Source organism: Microscilla marina ATCC 23134 (genome assembly GCF_000169175.1).
Classification (GTDB): domain Bacteria; phylum Bacteroidota; class Bacteroidia; order Cytophagales; family Microscillaceae; genus Microscilla; species Microscilla marina.
The window spans coordinates 97,584-119,481 of the sequence record NZ_AAWS01000021.1 but is presented as its reverse complement, the minus strand read 5'-3'; the positions used below and the strand labels follow the sequence as shown (position 1 = coordinate 119,481).

The 21,898-nt window shown below is 39.7% G+C and carries 15 protein-coding genes; 6 read left to right on the top strand and 9 right to left on the bottom strand.

Translation table 11 applies throughout. From position 1 onward, the window contains the following. Positions 1–143: 143 nt before the first annotated feature. The 4 genes from tilS to M23134_RS19750 all read left to right on the top strand — a co-directional run bounded on the left by tilS (position 144) and on the right by M23134_RS19750 (position 3,424). Positions 144–1,496, top strand: coding sequence for a tRNA lysidine(34) synthetase TilS (gene tilS / locus M23134_RS19765; RefSeq protein WP_002699124.1), 1,353 nt, complete (start codon positions 144–146; stop codon positions 1,494–1,496). A gap of 113 nt (positions 1,497–1,609) precedes the next feature. After that, the gene (locus M23134_RS19760) at positions 1,610–2,143 is read left to right on the top strand and encodes a cyclic nucleotide-binding domain-containing protein (protein ID WP_002699122.1); all 534 of its coding nucleotides are present in this window, start codon (positions 1,610–1,612) and stop codon (positions 2,141–2,143) included. A 292-nt stretch (positions 2,144–2,435) separates the two neighbouring features. Continuing rightward, positions 2,436–2,927: a hypothetical protein gene (locus M23134_RS19755; protein ID WP_002699121.1), complete on the top strand. Its 492-nt coding sequence runs from the start codon at positions 2,436–2,438 to the stop codon at positions 2,925–2,927. Between the two features lie 11 nt (positions 2,928–2,938). Then, entirely contained in the window at positions 2,939–3,424 is a 486-nt protein-coding gene (locus M23134_RS19750) for a hypothetical protein (RefSeq protein WP_002699120.1), read from the top strand. A 5-nt stretch (positions 3,425–3,429) separates the two neighbouring features. Here M23134_RS19750 and M23134_RS19745 read toward each other — a convergent pair whose 3' ends face one another. The 6 genes from M23134_RS19745 to M23134_RS19720 form a co-directional block, all read right to left on the bottom strand. After that, a complete protein-coding gene (locus M23134_RS19745) occupies positions 3,430–4,071 on the bottom strand; it encodes an ATP-binding cassette domain-containing protein (RefSeq protein ID WP_002699119.1) in 642 nt (213 codons plus the stop codon). 82 nt (positions 4,072–4,153) lie between these two features. Continuing rightward, positions 4,154–5,815, bottom strand: a complete 1,662-nt coding sequence (locus M23134_RS19740) for a DUF4836 family protein (RefSeq protein WP_157558557.1) — start codon at positions 5,813–5,815, stop codon at positions 4,154–4,156. Positions 5,816–5,916: 101 nt separating this feature from the next. After that, positions 5,917–7,470 carry a hypothetical protein gene (locus M23134_RS19735; RefSeq protein WP_002699117.1) on the bottom strand — a complete coding sequence of 518 codons (1,554 nt, stop codon included), beginning with the start codon at positions 7,468–7,470 and terminating at the stop codon, positions 5,917–5,919. 398 nt (positions 7,471–7,868) lie between these two features. Continuing rightward, entirely contained in the window at positions 7,869–9,074 is a 1,206-nt protein-coding gene (locus tag M23134_RS19730) for a proline dehydrogenase family protein (RefSeq protein WP_002699116.1), read from the bottom strand. 230 nt (positions 9,075–9,304) lie between these two features. Next, positions 9,305–9,802 (bottom strand): GNAT family N-acetyltransferase, encoded by a 498-nt coding sequence (locus M23134_RS19725; RefSeq protein ID WP_002699115.1) that lies wholly within the window; start codon positions 9,800–9,802, stop codon positions 9,305–9,307. A 55-nt stretch (positions 9,803–9,857) separates the two neighbouring features. Continuing rightward, positions 9,858–10,355: a GNAT family N-acetyltransferase gene (locus M23134_RS19720; protein ID WP_002699114.1), complete on the bottom strand. Its 498-nt coding sequence runs from the start codon at positions 10,353–10,355 to the stop codon at positions 9,858–9,860. A gap of 317 nt (positions 10,356–10,672) precedes the next feature. On the opposite strand from M23134_RS19720, the gene M23134_RS19715 reads away from it, so the two are divergent. Next, positions 10,673–11,467: a formate/nitrite transporter family protein gene (locus tag M23134_RS19715; RefSeq protein ID WP_002699111.1), complete on the top strand. Its 795-nt coding sequence runs from the start codon at positions 10,673–10,675 to the stop codon at positions 11,465–11,467. Between the two features lie 86 nt (positions 11,468–11,553). Here M23134_RS19715 and M23134_RS19710 read toward each other — a convergent pair whose 3' ends face one another. Both M23134_RS19710 and M23134_RS19705 read right to left on the bottom strand, forming a co-directional pair. Continuing rightward, positions 11,554–16,521 carry a phage tail tape measure protein gene (locus M23134_RS19710; protein ID WP_045113927.1) on the bottom strand — a complete coding sequence of 1,656 codons (4,968 nt, stop codon included), beginning with the start codon at positions 16,519–16,521 and terminating at the stop codon, positions 11,554–11,556. A 13-nt stretch (positions 16,522–16,534) separates the two neighbouring features. Next, a complete protein-coding gene (locus M23134_RS19705) occupies positions 16,535–17,872 on the bottom strand; it encodes an insecticidal toxin complex (RefSeq protein ID WP_002699106.1) in 1,338 nt (445 codons plus the stop codon). Positions 17,873–18,382: 510 nt separating this feature from the next. On the opposite strand from M23134_RS19705, the gene M23134_RS19695 reads away from it, so the two are divergent. After that, a complete protein-coding gene (locus tag M23134_RS19695) occupies positions 18,383–20,647 on the top strand; it encodes a SpoIIE family protein phosphatase (protein WP_002699102.1) in 2,265 nt (754 codons plus the stop codon). Here M23134_RS19695 and M23134_RS19690 read toward each other — a convergent pair. Beyond that, positions 20,642–21,784: an amidohydrolase gene (locus M23134_RS19690; RefSeq protein ID WP_045113926.1), complete on the bottom strand. Its 1,143-nt coding sequence runs from the start codon at positions 21,782–21,784 to the stop codon at positions 20,642–20,644. The genes M23134_RS19695 and M23134_RS19690 overlap by 6 nt on opposite strands. Positions 21,785–21,898 lie beyond the last annotated feature (114 nt).

Sequence of the window (21,898 nt, the reverse complement as noted above, 5' to 3'; positions counted from 1 at the left end):
ACTTGTTTGTTTTTTTAATCAATAAAAATTTAACTGCTATACTTGTGACTGCATCACATAGACACTTTCTTTTTGTTGAGTGTTGCTTTAGCTCCAAAATTTTAAAATTGCTGCAAAAATAAGGAAAAATATAAGGATATGGAATGTTTAATAAATTGATAACTTACATTACACACAAAAAAATATTCACCCCTCAGGACAATATCTTGCTTGCCGTAAGTGGTGGTATAGACTCTGTTGTTTTAACTGACCTGTTTGCCCAAATAAAATCTCATGGTCAGGTGGCAATTGCCCATTGTAATTTTCAATTACGCGGAGTTGCCTCTGAAGAGGATGAAGAATTTGTAAAACAACTTGCCCAACACTATGGCATTCCTTGCTTTGTCACACGATTTGACACCTATACGTTGGCTCAAGCCCAAAAAGGCTCAATTCAGATGATTGCCCGTAACTTACGTTATGCCTGGTTTGAGCAATTAAGAACAAAAGAGGGGTATCATTACCTGGCTACTGCCCACCACCAAAATGATATGGTAGAGACAGTATTGCTTAATTTGGTGCGAGGTACAGGCATTGCCGGGCTACACGGAATCAAAGTTAAACAAGGGCATATCATCCGCCCTATGTTATTTGCTTCACGCGAAGAGATAGAAGCATACGCCCAGGAAAAAGGGCTCAAATGGTGCGAAGATGCCTCGAATCAAGACAATAAGTACTACCGCAATCGTTTACGCAATGAGGTGATTCCAGTACTAAAAACAATGAATCCCAACTTGGAAAAAACCCTTGAGCAATCGGTAGAAAAGATAAGCGCTGTCGAACGTTTTTTCGAAGCAGAGGTGCAGCATATCGAAACAACGCTCATGACCAGTACTACAGAAACTGTTTTTTTAGACTTAAAGAAACTGGAACCTATAGACGAAAAGTTAATTATACTCTATCACATTCTTAAAAAGTTTGGTTTTTCATACATTCAAACCCAAGACATTTTGGCAGGAATTACGGGAGAGTCAGGCAAACAGTTTTTATCGCCAACCTATGTATTAGTCAAAGATCGAAATAAATTAGTGATTACCCCGGCGAGGGTTGAAGAAGTTACTGAAAAACTGCTCTTGACTTCACTTCAACAAAATGCAAAACAATTGTATACACCACTGCAATTACAGCTAGAGCGTAAAACTGTTACCACTCACTTTAAGCTGCCCAAAGACCCTTGTATTGCCTGTTTGGATTGGGATAAGCTTAAGCTTCCGCTTAAAATAAGACCTTGGCAGCAAGGAGACTGGTTTAAACCCTTGGGGATGAATCAACGTAAAAAGCTGAGTGATTTTTTAATTGATCAGAAAATTCCTATTAACTTAAAACAAAAAGTAATGGTGGTAGTATCAGACCAGGAGATTGTGTGGGTAGTAGGTTATAGACTAGACAACCGTTACAAGTTAACCAAAGATACAAAAGAAATATTATTAATGTCGTTGCCCACCTCAACCCAATAAAATTAAAGGATCATGGTGTCAATACTTGTTCCTTGTCTGAACTTTGTGCATTCAGTTTTGTTCATACTCTTAAATTCGGAAAATAGAGCCACTGGTTCTTTTAAACATGCATTATGATTAAGCCATTTAGTAAAAGTTATACAAAGGAGCAATTAGAGTTATTCGAGTTTTTGCTGAAAAATAAATTATTTTCTGAGCTTACCTTGAAAGAGTTGTCAGAGTTTTTGCCACATTTATACTTACGCACTTATCAGCAAAATGAGGTGATTTTTTTTAGAAATGATCCAAGCCAGGCACTTTATCTGATAAAAACAGGCATGGTAGCCCTCAAAATAGATGTTAACGACTCGTTTGAAACTTTTGCCCACATTCATCCTACGGCATCGGTAGGCAACAACGCTTTGCTTAATAAAACCAAACGGGTATACAACGCCATTGTTGAATCTGAATCGGCTCAATTATATGTAATTCCTCAGGTAAATATTTTAAGTATTTTTGACAGTCACATCAAAATTAGGGCAAAACTATATGCTTCACTTGCCGAAATTTATAATAGTAACACTACAAACCTTATGAAGGCATATCAGGCTACTTCGGGCTTTTTTGATTTAGAACAAATGTATAAAAATCTGGAACATGGAGGGTAACTCTGAGTAATAGCTGGTGTAAAGACAATGTATGAGACACATTTTGTCAAAATAGTGTAAGTAAATGCTTTTTTCAACTACTCATTGTTTACAAGTGTTCAAGCATTTAGTGATCTTTCATAAATAACTTGAGCCATTAAAGTGTATCTATTGCCCTCATTCTTCTCAAAAAAAAAGTTTCATAGCTTTGGCTATGCACCGTTTTTTTTGAATCGTCTGAGAACAATATATTTTCTTGAATTGGAACATCTTATTTTTTCCAGATCACTTACCACCAAATTTATCATACGTTATGTATAAACTTACTCCTATTTCGGCAGCAGGTAGTTATGTATGCACCCAAAGTGGTGAGCAAACTTTTGTGCTCAAACAAAACCGTTGGGCAATGGGCAAAGCACAGATTACTTGTGCCACCCAAGATGAGTTAGTGATTAAAAAAAAGAGTACCTTGTCAAGTGTACATCTTATTCTCAAAAATGGCTTTGAAATAGGAAAGATTACCTTTGACTGGAAAATGACTGCCACCATTCATGTATACCACCCCAATGCCTTGTTTATTCTCAGAAAAAAGGGTATAATCAAGCCATATTTCGAATTAATTTGCACCAACCCCAAAATGCCGGTGCTGGCGTTTAAAGGTTGTATGCACTGGCGTAAACTCTCTTATGGGTATAATGTTGAGCTATTGACCTCAGATGATGACTGGTTTGATATGCAAGAGCTGGTCATGTTTGCCGTGTATGCTATTAACCGACGCACAGCTATGTCGGGCAGTGGTGGTTAAACCAATGTCAAATGATAGGTATAGACATAGGCAGGGTAATTATTAGTGGTGACACTGATGTTCCTGACCAATTTTTCAGCCCTGATTATCTCAAAGTTCCACAAATTACAGGAGCATTTGAGGCCATCAAACAGATTGTGATGAGTTATAAAGCCGAAAATGTGCACCTTATATCAAAGTGTGGGCAAGTAACCCAGGTGCGTACTTTACAGTGGTTACAACACTACGGGTTTTTTCAGGATACAGGCTTCACGCAAAGCAATATTTGGTTTTGTGAGGAACGACACCAAAAACATGCCCTTGCCTTACAAAACAACATTCGGGTTTTTATTGATGACCGCTACAGTGTACTGAAACACCTGACTAGTTTAGATCGGCTTTATTTATTTCAGCCGTCAGCACCAGAACGCGCCGCTTTTGAAGCAGAAACTCAAAAAGATAAGTTTGTTATTGTAAATGGGTGGAATGAAGTCTTGGACAGCATTCTATCACTTTAAATACATTACAACAAGCGTTTTTCGTCAAACGCTAAAAAATAAGGATACCCAAGCGAAGTCATGACTAATGATGCATTGTTTTGTGAGCATTTTTCGTCCATTAGTTGACAAGATTTTTTGATATTTTCTTCATCGAGGTGGCTAAAGGGCTCGTCTAACAATAAAAACTGAAACGGTTGGATCAAAGCCCGGATGATGGCTACACGTTGTCGTTCACCATAAGATAATAATGCTGCTTGTTTATCGAGCACATGAGTCACCCCTAACAATGCTGCCATACGTTCTATTTCTTGGGTAGCATCTTCTTTATACAACACTGATTTTACCTGGATATTTTCGCGCCCGGTAAGGTTCATAAACAATCGCAGGTCTTGAAAAACCAGCGACATCTCCTGCTGTCGCATTGCCGCCCACTCTTTGGCTTTAATTTTTGGAATAGGCACCCCATCAATAGACACGCTCCCTGTGTAGTCGTGGCGAATGCCATACAGTATATGAATAAAAGTTGATTTGCCTTTACCCGAAGGTGCATACACTTGGTAGCGTTTGCCTTGCTCGAAGCTTACCGTTGTATCCCAAATTTCAGACTTACCATCCAGCAGCCCCGACAAAGGGGCAGGCACTACTTGATCAAGAGTGATTTTCATTGTAATGATATGATAAAGGGTTGCACAAAAAAATCAATGATTGTAAGGAGTAGCAATTCTTTACAATCATTGATTTCAAAAACTATCGTGCTGATAAAAACCCTGGTACTTCAGAGAAGTTCATTTTACGAATCATTTCTACTAATGAACGTAGAGAGTTTTGGTCTTTGTTAGTAAACTCTATGATTACCTTGGTGTGTGAGATATTCTTTTTGGCAGGAGATGTTTTAATAGAAAAAGACTCTATTGGAGTATCTAGTTTTTTCAATGAAGGGCCTAAACCAAAAGGTACCAAATCCAGGTTTTCTTCAGGCAGTTTTTTCAGAATTTTTGGGGTCAAGTCGGCATACATCGAGAAGGCACTGCTCCTCCCCAGGTCTACAAAGTTTTTATCTAACCTTGCCCCCTTGTTTTCCATGACTGCATCTTTGATGGTTTTGGTCAATGAGCCAAACAACATTTTATCTTTTACAAACAAGTAATGGGTATTGTCAGCAATTTTAAAGGTATATATATCACCTTTTTTATCTAAATACTTATCAGCCACCAGCTTACCCAACAGTTTGTCCATCGACTCTACATTGTTGATGTCTGCTCCTAACAAAAACTTATAATTGGTTTTGGCAATCGTGCGCGATTCCAGGTTACCGTCTTTGTCTACAGTTTGCTCGGTTATATCTTGTTTTTTTATATCTATCAATGCAGCCATTAAGTCACCGCTTAGCATGTCAAACAACTGATCGGCGTCTAACCCCGTTTCTTTTCTCAAAAATGCGCTTACTCTTTTGGTTAAACCAAAGTTGTCTAATATACTTTTAAACCCTTGTATGTGTAACCCTAAACCAAGCAAAACCATTGGTTTTTTGGCGGGCACATGCGACAATAATTTATTATCTATTTCATTTTTGAATAAACCTTTGTATTGGCTGAGCGCTTCGGTCATATGCCACTTTATATCAGCCACTGCTCTTCCTTTTTCAAACTTGGTAATGCCTATAATGTAGTTTTCTTTGAAGTTGACTCCGGCAAAAGTAAGGTAGTTGTAATAAAATTTGAGGGTGGGGTTTCTCTTAAGCTGCTCTACGGTATTGCCCCAGTTGAGCCAGGCAGCTGCATCATAGTCTTGCTTTTCTATTTCTTCAAAGTACTTGTTGTTTGCCAGTAACGATTCGCTTTCAGGCTGATCACGTAGTTTGAGCAATTGATCTACCCATACTTTTTCGGCTTTTGGGGCATTGGCAGCCAAAGTTATCACAGCACGGTTTGCCCACCCTACAATTACTTTTCCATCAATGATCGTGTATTTCACACCTTCTGACGACTTTATTTTGAGGGGTTTTTCTTTGCGGTATTTTCTCAAAAAAGAATCGAATTTGCTTTCATCTTGCAACATGAAAGTAAATCCCACGTAATTTTCTTTCTCTTTGCCTTTTTTAGGGTTCCATTTTGCAAAAATATACGCTTTACTATTAAAATCTAATCCTGAGTTTTGAATACGCTTGGAATCTTTATCCAGCAAATCGGTAAAGCTTACCATTTTGGCTGTCATCTTCTTAAGGTTCATACAAACCACTGCGGAGGCATCTTTGGGAATAAATTTGTTGTTTTTAGGGGGTTTACCACAACTGCTTAGCACCAAAGTCATCATGACAGCTGCAAGGAGTGAATGTAGGTTTTTTGATTGATAAGTGTTTGTTGAGTTTTGCAAATAACGAAGACTATTTGAGCCATTCAGGATTCTCATAGTGTTGTAAATTTTAAAGTGCAAACTTGATGTCTACAAGTATATGTATTATTTTAATTTTTAAGAAATTTTCAACTCGATTTAGTCTTCGTATGCTTCATTTATTTTCCTTTACGTGCACTCTTTAGCAAGTCTTTTTTAAATGCATTAAACAAAACCACCAATGCGTTCTCACTTTTGTTCTTAAAATTGATGACGCATTTGCCCTGAATAGTTTTTTTGTCTTCGTTGGTAAAGTACATTCTGATATTATTGATGGCAGGAAACTTAAGATCCCTGAGTATTTTCATAAAAGTAGCCGACTGCCCAAGCTTGCTGGCAAAGTGTGCATTTGTTTGAATAGCACCACTCTTGCCCTGCATAAATTGAAGAATTCCACTATTTTGCATGCGTTGATCGTTCAATATACCTGTTCTTAGGCGAGCATTATTGGTAAAATACAGCACTTTGTTTTTTTCAATCATAAACAATTCTTTGTAAAAGGTATAATGTCCTCCATCTTTTTGTACCATACCACTTTGCAAAAAGGTTTTCATCAAACGTTTATACACGGCTTCATTCTCTACCCCTGCTGCTATTACAAAATCAGCCACTGGACGGGTTTCTTTTTCTATAAAAACCTCCTTAGTATATTCATCTATAATCTTTTTTTCGCGTTCTACCATACGTATATCGCTCAAACCAAACACCAGCTCTCCGTTTAGCATGTTAGTCAATTCCTGGAAGTTGGTTCCCAACGACCGTACACTCTTATCTACTCTTGCGTATAGTTTTTTATCTTTTAGCAATTGCTTGATCCCTTCCATACTAAAGCTGGTAGCTGCCAAAAACAAAGGGTTATCTAATGGAATACTATTGACAAGTTTACTTGTAATGGCAGATTTAAATAAATTATTATAGCTCTGTTGGGTACTGTCTCCAGCAAAATAATTTACCTCCATTTCTATTTTACCTTTTTTATAATTGGTAAACACATGACTGTAATTATCTGTCAAGTCTGCTTTGCTGGTAACTAACTGTATTGTTTTGGTTTTATTCAGTTCAGCCATATTGAGCCACAACCCCATGTCTGACTTGGTTTTTTGAAAAACCTTGAAGTTTTTATTGGCACTGAGCAGCATTTTACGCCCACTCAAGTTGTGTAACCTAAATAGTTCCTCTTTAAGGTTTCGGTTGTCTTTCAGTTTTACTGAAGTGAGAAATAACAGGTTCTTAGTATCCCAACCCAAGATATTGCCGTTGCCCAGCTCCATATACTTTACAGTTTTTTCGGTCTGAATACGCGCTGTTTTATCCATTTTTAGAATAAACTCTTCTAATTTTTTGGCGTTATTTAGCGGCAATGCTATGGCAAAATAGCCTTTATTCAAGGCTGTTTTGCCTCCAAATATATAAGGAGTCAAAAAATTGATTCCTGTATTTTTCATTTCTCCAAAGTTGTCTTTGCTTTCATTGCCCATCAATTCGCCTAACACTTCATTAATAAAAGCTTTACGACGAGGAATTTTCAAGCCAATTTTTACCATATTGGCTTTGCCTACAAAGGTAGCATTATGAGGAATTACAGTAAGATGGGTAGATTTTGTACAGGCGCTCAGACATACCATTGCCAATAGCAAATAAAACAATGGTGTTTTTATATGTTTTCTATTCATTGTTACTTATATATACAAAATTATTTTTAGGGGATGTCCCTCACGGTTAAGTTATTTGGTCAATGACATCATTGTTTGTAGGGGCTTGATCGGTGCTTCAATCCATTACTCCTTATTTTATATAATAACACATATCGTACGAAACTATTATAAATATGGGTAGTGAACTACTTTTTAACTCTTTTTTATGCAATTTCGAGAGATACTTTACTATTGATAAAAAGAGAAAAGGCTTTCAGACAATGTTGGGCCTGGCAGATAGGCAAAGTTACTATTTTGGCAGGTAAAATTAAGCTTAACCGGACAAGATTCTATTTTTTTATTTTTCAATCACTCACATGCAAAAAGCCTGGTTGACAACAAGTAATTTGTTATTAACCAGGCTCAAACACTATTGCTTATTTTGCTTTACGCCTTTTTCGTTCTGCTTGAATTAGCATAAACTCCCGGCTACTTTGCCCGGCTACTGAAGTATTTTCGTCTGCACGACGAATCAAGTAAGGCATTACAGATGCTATGGGGCCATAAGGCACATATTTAGCCACATTGTAACCAGCCTTGGCAAGGTTAAAAGAGATATGATCGCTCATACCAAACAATTGAGAGAAGTAAGTATTAGGATCGTCTTTCGCCACACCATATTGATCCATTAGTTGAGTAAGCAGCAAACTACTTTGCTCATTGTGTGTACCTGCACACAAGGCAATCTGGTGACGTTTTTCTACACAAAAAGTAATACCAGCATCAAAATCCTTGTCTGAAGCAGCTTTATTGGGTTGAATAGGGTCAGAGTAACCTTTTTCTTCGGCACGGGCACGCTCTTTTTCCATATAAGCCCCCCGCACAAGCTTGGCTCCCAGCCAATAGTTGTTTTGCTCTGCGTCTTTGTAGGCTTGCTTTAAGTTAGCCAACGATGCCACCCGATACATTTGGTAAGTATTGTATATAATGGGCATATCACGATTATACTTTTGCATCATAGTATAAGCGAGCTGGTCTATAGTGTCTTGAATCCAGGTTTCTTCACCATCTATAAAAATACGCACCTTTTTTTCGTAAGCCTGTTGGCAAACATTATCTATTCTTTGCTGGGCACGTTGCCAGGCTTGTTGTTCAGTTTCAGAAAGCTGATCATTTGCTTGTACTTTTGCCAATAAGTCAAAAGAAGCTAATCCAGTGACCTTAAATACACAAAAGGGAATTTTTTCGGGTTGCTGAGCAGCTTTTTCTATAGTAAGGATGGTTTCACGGGCAGTTTGCTCAAAACTTTCCTCGGTTTTTTCTCCTTCTACCGAATAGTCCAGTATTGTGCCTATATTAAATCTGGCAAGGGTGTCAATGGTTTTTTGAGAGTCTTCGATGCTTTGCCCTCCACAAAAGTGGGCAAATACGGTATTTTTGACCGCCCATTTTACTACAGGCAAACGGAACTTGAATGCCCATTTTACAAATCCAGTACCGGTTTTAACCATCAAGCGACGGTTCATCATAGCAAATAGCCAGTACATCTTACGTAGTTCTTTGTTTGACTTATGAGCAAACGCAACAGAAGTATCTTCAAATGATAATACTTGGTCTTGTTCCTTCGATCGTGTGATTTCCATTGTAAATGTCTCAAAAGGTTTAAGTATGTAAAGATGAGTCAAATTGCTGACTAAAAGAACGCTTTGTAATATTTTCACATAAAAAAGACGCTCTTTAACGTACAAATAACCACTCTACAATACTTTATTAGCTTACCGTAGTATTTTTTTGATCTCATTGAACTAGTGTTCATAAAATGACAGATTGAACAAGTTGTTTGCTTTACCTATTTAAACAGTTGAAAAAAGTGTTACTTGTACACCTTCTCCATTTTATGATCCGTCTCTGAGTGGCCGTTATCATATTGATGAGTAACAGTATCGCTAATGGTATACCCCGCTTTTTTATAAAAATTAATTGTATCTTTATTGCCTATATTTACAAACAAGTCTACTAGGTTTGCCCCTTTTTCCTGAGCAACTTTATCCACAAACTCTAAAGCTGCCTTGCCTAGTTTTTTACCTCTAAACTTCTTCAAAACATATACTTTACTTAGGTGAATACGATCATCCAACAATTGTATACCCAAGTATCCGGTGACTTGACCATTGAGCCATAACAAATAGTACTGGTAATGTGCTTCATTAATTTGCCTGGCAATGGTGTGAGCTGTTTGAAAAGTATCCAGAAAAAAATCTACATGGGCTGGTGGCACAATGCCCTGATATACTTCGGGCATAATCTCCTTGGCCAACTGCTCTATGACTTGATAGTCCGCAGTAGTTTTTGCTTGCTTTAACTCAATCATGATTGCATTTATTTTGAACCTCAGTTTCTTTTTGGTGTAAAACAGACCGACCGCATTATGCAAGTGTTTTCACCATTTTGTACTCTTTTTCTATATATCCATCACCATAGTCGTTATCGAGCGTTTCTACAATAGCATAGCCTAATTTTTTGTATACCTCAATGCTACCTGTGTTTTTTATATGTACAAACAAATCTATAAAATTCACCCCTTTTTCTCTGGCGATTTGGTCTATAAACCCCAACGCTGTTTTGGCCAATTTTTTACCTCTAAATTCTTTAAGCACATATATCTTACTTAAGTGAATATGTTCAGCGTGAAACTGAATGCCCAGGTAACCACCTACTTTTCCCTGAAAAGACAATAAATAATAGGTATAATTTTCTTCATTTATTTGCCTTGTAATGGCTTCAACTGTTTGGTAACTATACAAGAACGACCTGAGGTGGTTAGGCTTCACTATTTGCTTGTATGCTTCAGGCATTACTATGTGTGCTATTTGCTCTATTGTCTCAAAGTCTTCCCTGGTTTTTGCTTGTTCTAACTTAATCATTATGTTTGTTCTTTTTTTCAAAATACTGTTGATGAACGCCACCAAAACTATCTACCACATTTTTAAACTGACAAAACAAAGCCGTTTCTGCCAATAACTACATCTTCAGTTATTTTTTTAATTGATTTTTTGAAACATTCATACACAAATAAATCTTGGGTTAAACAAATATCTACCATCTTAGCTTTTACTTTACGTGAATTATGCGTGAATTTGCAAAATACCCTATTTTTGTTTTCAAAACGGGGCAAAATATTCGTATCATCACATGATCTACACTGTTTTTATTAAGTTTCATCAATAAAACTTCAAAGCTCTTGAAAAAAGGTTATAATCACCCCAAACAAGTAGACGAAATACTCGATCAACAAATCAATACTGCTATTCATGAGTATCGCAGATCGAACTTCAGGTTGCTCGTTTCTGCTTTTTCTGCGGGTTTAGAAGTGGGCTTTAGTGTGTTTCTAATAGGCGCTTTATACTCATTGTTTCACGGTGAACTGAGTAGCGCCACCCTGCACATAATCCTGGCTTTTGCCTACCCCATAGGATTCATTTTTGTAGTCATAGGCAGATCAGAGTTATTTACTGAACATACTACTATGGCTATTTTACCTGTGCTTAATGGCAGCTCTAACCTCAAAAGTTTATTGGTACTTTGGGGCATTATTCTTACGGGCAACCTTACAGGTGGTTTTTTGTTTTCATTGTTATTGGTAGATTTTACCACGGCAATGGACATCATCAAGCCTGAAGCCTTTGCTTACCTTGCCGAGCACCTCATCCACTACTCATGGAACATTATCTTGGTGAGTGCCATCTTTGCTGGATGGTTGATGGGGCTATTGTCGTGGCTATTGGCTTCGGTGAGTGACTCCAGCAGTCAAATCATTGTTGTAATTTTGGTCACCGCCACCATTGGTATTGGAGGTTTGCACCACTCTATAGTGGGCTCTATAGAGGTTTTTTCGGGCATGTTGGTCAGTCCAAAAATCACTTTCGCTGATTATCTCTCTTTTGAGATATGCTCGATTGTGGGCAATGCCATTGGTGGGGTTTTCTTTGTGGGTATTGTAAAATACGGGCAAAAAAGTGACAAAATTGAAGAGTAGCCAAATGTTATTGACTGGTTTAAACCTATTTTAAATAAAAAAGGCGTATTCTCGCAAAGAGCATACGCCTTTTACCTTGTTTACTTCTACCAAAATTTAAGGCTCTTCCAAAGCTTTTTCACCACTTTGTCTACTTCCTTACTGGCATATCCAGCACCTTTCAAAGCATCTTTGAGCCCACTTTTGCCCAATTTAAATGACTTTTTAAGGTATTTACTGGTATCTTTGGTACTTAGCTTATAAGCATTTTTCAATACCTTACCCACATCCTTAGCACTTTTACCTATATCTTTAAGCGTACCAGCGGCTTGTTCAGCAGATTGTCCATATACGTTTTTCAACGCACCTCCCACCTCATCTACTCCTACACCTACTTTGTCCAACACTTTTGCCATGTCTTTGGCCGATTGCTTATAGCTCGACTTCATTACATTGGCAATTTCGTTGGCGCTCTTACCGATCTTCTTAAAGGTTTTTGCGGTATTTTCAGCGCTGAGCTTGTATACTCCTTTCAACATATTACTCATGTCGTGGTTGCTAATACCTGCTCCGTTCAATAAACGTAGGGTTTGCTCAGCGCTTTGCTTATAGGTGTTTTTCAATGCATTCCCTATATCATTGGCACCCTTACCTATACTTTTAAAGGTATTGGTAAAGTCTTTTGTCGACATTTTAAAGGTGTTTTTCAACGCTTTGCCTATTTCGCTGCTGCTTACGCCTATACTTTTCATCATATTGGCGGCTGTTTTACCACTGTAGCGGAATCCAGTTTGCAAGGCTTTGCCTATAGCCTCGCCTCCTTTGCCAATGTCTTTCATTGTTTTTGCGACGTCTTTGGCCGATTGCTTATAGGCATAACGCAAGGCTTTGCCCACTGCTCCGGCATCAACGCCTACCGAGTCGAGAGTTTGTGCTACTTGTTTGGCCGACTGCTTGTAGGCAGATTTCAACCCTTTGGCAATAGTGGTGGCATCTTTGCCAATAGACTTCAGGGTTTGTGCCGCTTGTTTAGCCGATTGTTTGTAGGCAGACTTCAACGCACCAGCTACTGCTTCGGGCGACTCTCCTACTTCGTCCAGTATCTTAGCCACGTCTTTGGTACCAGTTTTGAAAGCATTTTTCAGGTCTTTAGCTATTTCATTTGCTCCAGCCCCCAAGTCTTTCATAATAGGCGCAAAAGTCTTGGCTGTAGTGCCATACACTTTCTTAAAAGCTCTCCCCATTTCTTCGAAGTTCTCACCTGCTTCGTGCATCAATTCGGCAGCTTCTTCTACGCTTTTCTTATAACCTTTACCCAAGACTTTTGCCACTTGCTCGGCACCTTTTCCTACTTCAACAAAGCCATCGCCTATAGCATTCATCCACTCTTCGGCAGTATCAAACAAATCGGTTACAATCTGCTTGATCTCATCAAAAACCCATTCGCCTGCCTTTTTCATATCGGCATTGGTAGCTTTCAGCTCTAGCTTAAAGTTGTGTTTGATGTCTTGCAGTTTAAAACCTCCACTAAAGTTTACAAAAGCTTTTTTGCCGTCGTAGCCCAGTTCCAGGTCAGCGTCTACGTTCAGGTCTATTTTAATCTTCCCCATATCGTCTACCACATCTCCCAGAAACCCTAACTTGGCAAGGTCTATTTTACCTTCAAATTTAAGGGTAAACTCTCCACCTGCGCCAAAGTTTTTCACCGACTCAAAGTGCCCATTGATGAGCGATTCCATAAACACTTTACCAGAAAACGCCTTGCCTGGTATTTTGATGTCAACAGTACGACTTAAGGCAAAAGCAAAACCATTTTTGGTGGCTTTCACAAAGCTTTCAGACTCTAGTCCCAGTAAAAATAAGCGTCCACTAAAGTACAAATGAGGGGGGCGCAGTTCCGGGTTTTTGAGTTCGTTTTGAAAGAAAGTAGACACCGAAAAGAAAGGTCCCGACTTTCCTTCTACGTCTGACAGTTCAAAGAAATTTTTATTATAAATCACCAGCGGCTTGTTGAGGTAAGACTGGGCAGCCACCCCTTTGTTGGTGCGTATGTCTATTTGGGTGCTCCACTCTAAGCCTAACACTGACAATGTACCGCTCATAAAATAGCCCTGTGGAAACACCAGCGTACCCATTTGTGCGCCAGCTGGTGCCAGATAAATTTGTGGGTTCAATGACACACGCAGGTTTTTGCCCACTTTTTCTATTTGATAGTGGCGCATATTATTAGGCATATCGGTCAGGCTCCACGACTTGCCTGGTTTATTTACCACAAACAAAGCAGAGGTTTCGGTAGAGGGTACCGACACTGTACCATAGGATTGGAAAGCTGCCGATATGGCCGTCAAATCCTGGTCATCAAAGTTATCAGCCTCGGTTAGAGGAATATCAAAAGGGCGGTTGCCTTTTACCTCTATACCATCCAAAATGCCTTCTATATCGTCCGGGATGTCAGTCTGAGCAATGGTTTCGGCAATATCTCCCAAAGACAAATCGCTGATGGCACCCGCCAACAAACTCTTAGAAGGGTCGGTGGAGTCGAACAATACAGCAATAGAACTGGTAAAGTCGGGTAAGTTGATGGTACCCGCAATGCCCAAACTTGGAATACCACCCCAGTTGAACCCTAAAGCCAAGGCAAGGTTGCTCAACTGCAAATCGCCAAACTGAAGGGTGCCTTTCATGCTTCCAGAGAAGAAGAAACCTCCCTTTACTAAGCTCATTGCCACATCAAACTGGCACATTTCACCCTGAATTTTCATTTGCAACATTCCAGCAAGGAATAGCTCAGGGGTGCCGTTATTCATGGCGAAACCAAACTTTGCCTGAAACGGATGCTTGCTCATAAGCTCGGTAGTATAACTCACAAACAAACGGGTGTCTTTAGAAGGATTTTTGCCTACCTGAAGCGTTACCCCCAGTTCAGGGTCAAGCCCTAAAACTTGCTTGAGTAGCTTCATTTCCTTCTTTTTAGTATCTATCTTCCACTTGGCGTATACGTTCAGCCCAGCCACCAAACCTCCTGCCTGAGCAGGCATTGGAATGTTAGACGAGGTAAGCGCAGGGTTAGCAAACTGCTCCATTCCAGGAAACTTAAAAGCGGCATCGCTATAGCTCGCCAGCACCAAGGTAAAGTCTTGTAAGTCTACCACTTTCTCAAAGGGTTCAAGAAAACTCATCCCAGGTAATTTAGATGGTTGAGCATCTAACAAAGAAAGTCCTCCAGCAACTCCCCACTTCCCCTCTACTTTTTTTATCTCGAGCGCAAAGTAAGCATCATCTTCGTAGCGGGTGCCCATTTGAAAAGCCATTCCTCCACTGTCTTTCTTAAGCAAAACAGAAGAGTTGTAGAAAGTCATATCAAAGCCACTGGGCAACGATAGTTTTTCCTTAGATAGTTTGCCTACCAACTCTTTAAAATTTAGCTCATCACACTCAGCTTTTATTTTAAAGTCCCCCGGAATGGCATAAAAACCCTTCAGACGTATATTTTTACCAATGCCTACTTCCCCTCTAAAACTCCCTCCTATTTTGCCTGCTTTAGGTATTTTCAGGTCAAAACGAATATTAGAAAACGTAAGGTTTTGTGGTCCCAGGTCTAGCGACCAACTATCTGGTTTTTCCATCAAACCACCCGAAAACGAAATAAAATTTCCAATAGACACCATCAACACCAGGTCGTTTACTACCATATTGGGCAAAGCAGGTATTTCAGGGGCAAACTTTTTCATTAAGCTTCTTATAGGCAGCGTTTGCGCTTCGCCCAACCGCATAGAAATAAGGTAAGCATCACGGCTATTGGCTTCGAGGTCAATCTCTACCCCTTCTATTTCAGTTTTACCCCAAAAGCCAGTCTCAAATTGAGGGTTGTTAAACGGGTTGTTGATCGCAAAACGACATCCAAGCTCGTTTACCACAATATGGTCGTCCCATATTTGCCAATTAAGGTTTTCCATCGCCACTTGCACTGCAAGGTAGCCAATACTAAAACCACTGTTGCCATAACTAAACGAGAAGCCCAAGTTGGTCAACTCCAGTTTTTTTAAGGCATTGAGGGGTTTGGTCATTATATCAGGCAACGTATCGCTCAAACTATTGTCACCTCCCGAAATATCGGCAAGGTCAGCAAGATTGCCTACCGACACTCCCTCACATAAAGCTTCTACAGCAATGGTTTCATCACTTATTTCTCCTACAATGTCTAGGGTAATGTCAGCTTTGGGCAGATCAAGTGTGGCTGTATATGCAGCAATTGGCTGATAGCTCTTGTCCAGATTTTGCCATCCTAGTTTTAAGGGTGTATATATTTGATAAATACTGTTTGTGAGCTTTACCCCTCCCATTGTCATATCTATGCCCAGATCAACATGCAAGTGAATTCCTGGCAACTTATTGCCCGTGAGCCAGGGAAACCCTCTCCTACTGGCTACATTTCGTTCGAGCGCAGGGTTATACATATATTTTTCGTCGGAGGGCACATTGATAAAACCGGACACCGTCAGGGCATCTGTTTCGCCCAAACTATTCTTTAAAATGCCCAGTTGCGCTGGTGGCTTCATTATACCACCAAAGTTTATCCCAGCATCCAAGTCGAGCCCCAGGGAGGTGTCATACCCAGCGTGAGAAGCTACTACAAAAGAGGCCTCTTTAAACTTCAGATCGTCAAGCAAAGACCCTGATGCTGCTGACGCATCACCAAAAGCAGGCAACGTTTTAAACGAATCGCTAAACTTCCAGAAGCCAGATGTTTTGCTGGCATCAATGAGCATATATTTCAATACAGCCCTTATCTCACCCTCAGCATCTACTGCAAAAGAAGCTGTTAAGGGCATACTCGGCACGTTCATAAAACTTGATACACCTGTAATAGTGACCAACTGTAGTTGTTCGTTGGTTTCTATACTTACTTGGTCAATGGCAATGACACTCCCTTCTTTGAAATAGACATTCTTTAAGAATGCATCAAAGTTGTCGGTAAGTTTACCAAGCGGCAGATTAATCTGACCATTGTGTGGGGTTAATTGGTTTACAAGCTCCGAAAAACCTGTGGCTACCATTATATCTTGTGTTTCCATAGTTAGTTTGCGATTAGCCTACCACAGTAGGTTCTTTGTAATGTTTTCTGAAAGGATTGTTTTTAGGATTAGAAGCAATGATGTATTGCAAATATTTATCTTCACCCAGGTCTTTAGCCCAACCAGGGTTCAAGCATACCCTAAAATTTGCATTCACTGCCTTGTCTATCAAGCCTTTAAACTCTCGCTTGACCGTTTCATAATCTCCGTTGCCATCTATGGTAATAATTCTGCTTTTATAGGCAGTGGCCACCTCGTTGTTATCGGGCAAAAAAGCAATAAAAGGATAGTCTACATCATCTATTTTTGGGCGCCCAGCCTCATCACTATGGTGTACCAAGTTGCCCATATTATACCCGCAGTTTTTTTTGAACTTTTCATTCAATATATTTTTAAGTAAAGAGAGGCGGGGAGTAATGTTACCCACCTCTGCATCTTCGTGCACTTCGGTGGCAGAGTAACTAAAGAGGGTAAGGGTAGCCGCTGGGCGCATATCCATTTCTCTGGACATCAACTCCAGCTCCTCAGCCTTTTCGGGCTTTCCATCGAGTTTGTATTGCGCCATTTGCTGCTGCACCAAAGTGCGGTCTACCCACACCGAAAACAAGTCAAAATCGGCAGTAGTGGCATATAAGTGAATAATTCTGTCACTCATATAATCATCCATATTTACTTTTTTAAAGTTAGGATCAACAAATGACTTGACAGGTAAGAATACGGCTGGTTTTTCGGGAACGGTGTAGTATACCTCCCAGAGTTTGGGCAATGAGGTATTGACAAAAGCACTTTGCCAACTTGTAAATTCGTCCGAAGTACGCAAAAAACGTTCTTTGAGGTAAAAACGATAACCTGAAGCTTCTTTGACATAATCGCCCTTGACGTGGGTCATTAGTGGCGAAAACTTGTAACAGGTTGGGGTCAAACCATTTAGCTTGTTCATTTCACGAAATAGCTTCAAACCTGAATCTTCGGGTACTTCTCTTAGCAATCTTAAGTCATTGATGAGTTCCAGACGACGCGCTTCCGAAATCACCACCTGAGTGGATTGTGCCCCAGCTTTGAACGCTTTTTTAATGCTTTTTTTCTGGCTATTTTGTCCGTCTACAGTAAGCCCCGCCTTGCTAAATAATGGATGAGTATTTACAAAACCCGCCATAGGGCCCCAGTTACAAGACTTGGCTTTATTATGAAAGCCCTTAGAGGCATATCCTTCTTCTATAAGCTTAGTGGCATACTTGCCAGGTGCTCGTGACATGATAATGGTTTTTTGTTGCTCGGCAGCATCCAAAAACTGTCTTCCATGACACTCAGGCATGCCTACTGCTTTAAGTGCATTGTCTCCTGTTTGCATCAATAAATTTGTTTAAAGTTTGTTGATTATTTTGTGATTGAGTCAGACACCTTTCCTGAGAAATCTTCTCAAGGTCAGGTTATAAAAAAAGCTTCTCAGAGATACTTTCAGGAACTGAAAGTACCACCATAAGAAGCCCGATATATTGCCATTGGCAAACCAGTGTTTACCAAAAAAATTATACTAATTAATGAATAGTTAATAATACAACCATTTGCCCAAAGTTGCAAAGCAATGTGTTTGAAAAGAAAGAAAATATTGTACACAAGAATGTGTTTTGGTGATTGTACTAAATAATACAACCACATGGAGTATAAGTATTAGGTTTGTTTTAAAAGTATAAAACAAGGCGATAGAGTTTGTAATAGTTTTTTGAAAAAAATATAGGGGAAAAACAGTTTTTTGTATCTTTTTTGGATAAAAGCTTACTCAATACAGCTGGTTTTGCAAATATGTCTTAAGTTTATCATATTCGTTGCCAGGCTTTGCATCATAACTTAAGTTTTTTTAATGACTCACGCTCTTGCTACATATACCTCATTATGGCTTATTGCTGCATTATTGCTGTTAAATATACATTTGCCTTTTGCTCAATCTACCACGACAAGTGAGCCACTACTAACCCTTAATAACTCTGATTTTGATGATTTAGACCTTACACCTTACCTTCAAGTACTTGCCGACCCTACCCACAAGTTATCATTTTCAGATATTAAACATCAATACAACCGACAGTTTACTCCCCTTCGTGGCTACCAAAAGCCTATCAACTCAAACTATACTTATTGGGTAAAGTTGAGGTTGCACAATACCAGTATTCGTTTTATCAAAGGTTTTTTACACTTAGGGGTCAATGATACTACCCATGTGTATATATATGACCATCAGGCAGCCGCTTTTCAAGATAGACAAAATACTGGGGTTATGATTGACTTTAAAGACCGACTGCATGGGTTGGGCAACTGGTACGATCAACTTGCCGAAGTACGCCTGACTCCTCAGGGCTTGTATACCATCTATTACAAAATACACAATTACCCTTCTCAGGTTATAGATTTTCAGACCAAGCTAGTAACCGACCAAAGTCAACAAGCCCATAACAAACGACAAAATTTTACGCAAGGGGTATTTCATGGCTTTTTTTGGCTTATTTTTTTCATTGCCATTACCGTTTTTATTAGTACCAAAGAGGTAGTTTATCTGTTGTTTGCCTTACAAACTATTAGTTTTTCTATAGGCTACCTCCCTAGTTATGGGTATTTAAGTTTTATAAGCCACAATAACATTCATGATTATATTATATGGCTGGTGGCAAGCCAATTAGCAGGGATTTCTTATATCCAGTTTATGCGGGTGGTGCTTCATACTCGCCAACTATCAAAGTATATAGACTATGCCCTTGTGTTGATGATTATCACCCGCTTAATGGCTTTGTTCATCAGTGGGGTATTACTCTATCAATACAAGCACGCTGTGGCTACTAATATGTTGTCAATCATCAACCTGGTAAATATGGTAGCAGGCATCACAATAATAGTGATTGTTTATAATAGGGGAGCTACTTTTGCCAAGTACCTGTTGGTGGGTAGTTTTTTGTTTTTGGCTGGTTTAACCCTCAACAGTGTCGCTTCATTGGGGCTTATTACTGATATTGAACCAGGTTTATTTTTACAGGCAGGCATTTTGTGGCAAAACATTATGTTTGGTGCTGGATTGGGACACAATATTTACCTTAATTTTAAGAAAGAACAAGAAGCCCAGCTCAAGATTCTCTCACTGGAAAAGAATGCCAAAAGAGAGCTGGAACAAAAAGTAGCAGAACGTACTCAAGAACTCAAGAAAGCCAACAGTGAGATACTGACCCAAAATGAGGAACTACAACAACAACAAGAGGAGGTATTGAGCCAACAAGACTTTATTGCGACCAAAAACAAAGAACTTGCCCGTACCAACCACAAACTAGATAGCAGCATCAGGGCCGCCAATAATATTCAGCAAGCTATTTTGCCTCACCAAAGTAAGTTTGATCAACTCCTCAACGACTACTTTATCATCTATCAGCCTAAAGATGTGGTGTCGGGCGATTTTTATTGGATCAACCCTATCAAAACTCACCCACATCAAGACACTTTTCCTCGCCCTGCCAACCCTTCAGTGCTTACCCATACTCACAAGGTAGTGTTGGCAGCAGTAGATTGTACCGGGCACGGGGTACCAGGTGCTTTTATGTCGTTGATTGGGCACATGCTGCTCGATCGAATTGTAAATGTTCTAAAGATTACTAATCCAGCAAAAATCCTGACACGTCTGGATAACGAAGTATTGAATATATTAACCAAAAACGGGGTGCATAGCGATGGAGGAATGGATATGTCTATAGTAGTAGTAGAAAAACTGCCTGATGGGCAAACCCAAATCGATTTTGCTGGTGCTAAAAGTCATTTGGTTTATGTTGATGCAAACGATGCTACCCTTAAGGAAATAAAAGGCAGTAGAAGAGCCATAGGCAGAGAAATAAAACACCCTTTGGGCTTTGAAAACCACCGCCTTACCCTGCCTGCCAATAGCTTGCTCTACCTCAAATCAGACGGTTTTACTGATCAAAATAATGTCAAAAGGCGAAAGTTTGGTACTCGTCGTCTCAAACACACCCTGGCAAAAATACACCACTTGCCTTTGCTCGAGCAAAAAGTATTTTTAAACACGCTACTGGAACGCTACATGCGCGATACCGAGCAACGTGATGATATTTTATTGATTGGAGTAAGGCTATAGACTCTCTTGTATAATGCCCCAAAACATGGCTATACCTGTAGATAATATTTCGTCTGGAAAGTCATAATCTGGATTATGTAATTGTGGGTGATGCTCGCCTGCCCCTAATCCAAACAATGCCCCTGGATAACGTTCGGTAAACTGACCAAAGTCTTCTGACCATTTCATAGGGGCAGTTACCTGTTTCAGCTCCAGTTCGTGGCTTTTGGCTACTTTTTTAATAGTTTCTACACAAGCCACATTATTCACTGCGGCAGCAAAGGCTTCAGTCCAGGCTATTTCAATGCCTAAGTCATATTTTTGAGCAATGGCTTGGGCCTGACTTACTGCCTCATTGGTAAGCTTTTGCATGTCTTTGTTTGAGAAAGTACGCAAGGTAGCCCTTACTTCGGCATAGCCCGGAGTAGTACCAAAAGCTATTTCGCCCAAAAGGGCATGGACAACAGTAATAAGTGTGAAATCTTCAAAACTGTGGGCTGTGGGTAAACCATCCAACATTTGCACAATAGCTGCCATTGCCAATGCCGGGCTTTTACCATCTTGAGGCTCAGCCGCATGCGATGTTTCTCCTATGAGCCTAACAATCATCCCTTTAGATGCTGCACTAAAAGCACCCGGTTTTACTAATATTTGATGTAATGGGCTGCCTGGTAGGTTGTGCAGCGCAAACACATAATCGGGCTGAATTGCCTTAAATTTTTCGTCGTCTAACATTTGTAAAGCCCCCTCTCCAGTTTCTTCAGCAGGCTGAAAAAGTAAACTTACCTTGCCCTTTGGCAAATCTTGTAAAAAAGGCGCCAAGCCAGCTACTATCGCCATATGCCCATCGTGCCCACACTTATGCCCCACTCCTTCGCTGATAGACTTATGGGCAAAATCATTGATTTCGGCTATGGGCAAAGCATCTAGCTCGCAACGAATCAATACATGTTTGCCTGGCTGAGCTCCTTCAAAAGTGGCTACTACACCAGTGCCTCCTACTTGCTCTAGCAATTGCTTGGGCGAGTATTTTTTAAGAAAATCAACTACCCGTTGGGCGGTTTGATGCTCTTGGTTTGACACTTCTGGGTATTGATGCAGGGTTTTGCGAAAGTGACTGAGTTGAGAGGCTGAAAGTGTTTCGGATACTGTATTCATCTTTTTGTAAAATAGTTTGATTGACAATAGTCCATAGTATTTAGTCGATAGTCCATAGCTGATTCGAGTAAATGTTCACCTTGTTAAATGCTGTAAACCAGTATTTTATATTAA

Bases quoted from the DNA above. Each gene is read 5' to 3' on its own strand.
- M23134_RS19740 (WP_157558557.1), bottom strand. From the start codon at position 5,815: ATGAGAATCCTGAATGGCTCAAATAGTCTTCGTTATTTGCAAAACTCA.
- M23134_RS19755 (WP_002699121.1), top strand. From the start codon at position 2,436: ATGTATAAACTTACTCCTATTTCGGCAGCAGGTAGTTATGTATGCACC.
- M23134_RS19720 (WP_002699114.1), bottom strand. From the start codon at position 10,355: ATGATTAAGTTAGAACAAGCAAAAACCAGGGAAGACTTTGAGACAATA.
- M23134_RS19745 (WP_002699119.1), bottom strand. From the start codon at position 4,071: ATGAAAATCACTCTTGATCAAGTAGTGCCTGCCCCTTTGTCGGGGCTG.
- M23134_RS19730 (WP_002699116.1), bottom strand. From the start codon at position 9,074: ATGGAAATCACACGATCGAAGGAACAAGACCAAGTATTATCATTTGAA.
- M23134_RS19710 (WP_045113927.1), bottom strand. From the start codon at position 16,521: ATGGAAACACAAGATATAATGGTAGCCACAGGTTTTTCGGAGCTTGTA.
- M23134_RS19725 (WP_002699115.1), bottom strand. From the start codon at position 9,802: ATGATTGAGTTAAAGCAAGCAAAAACTACTGCGGACTATCAAGTCATA.
- M23134_RS19760 (WP_002699122.1), top strand. From the start codon at position 1,610: ATGATTAAGCCATTTAGTAAAAGTTATACAAAGGAGCAATTAGAGTTA.
- M23134_RS19705 (WP_002699106.1), bottom strand. From the start codon at position 17,872: ATGCAAACAGGAGACAATGCACTTAAAGCAGTAGGCATGCCTGAGTGT.
- tilS (WP_002699124.1), top strand. From the start codon at position 144: ATGTTTAATAAATTGATAACTTACATTACACACAAAAAAATATTCACC.
- M23134_RS19750 (WP_002699120.1), top strand. From the start codon at position 2,939: ATGATAGGTATAGACATAGGCAGGGTAATTATTAGTGGTGACACTGAT.
- M23134_RS19690 (WP_045113926.1), bottom strand. From the start codon at position 21,784: ATGAATACAGTATCCGAAACACTTTCAGCCTCTCAACTCAGTCACTTT.
- M23134_RS19735 (WP_002699117.1), bottom strand. From the start codon at position 7,470: ATGAATAGAAAACATATAAAAACACCATTGTTTTATTTGCTATTGGCA.
- M23134_RS19695 (WP_002699102.1), top strand. From the start codon at position 18,383: ATGACTCACGCTCTTGCTACATATACCTCATTATGGCTTATTGCTGCA.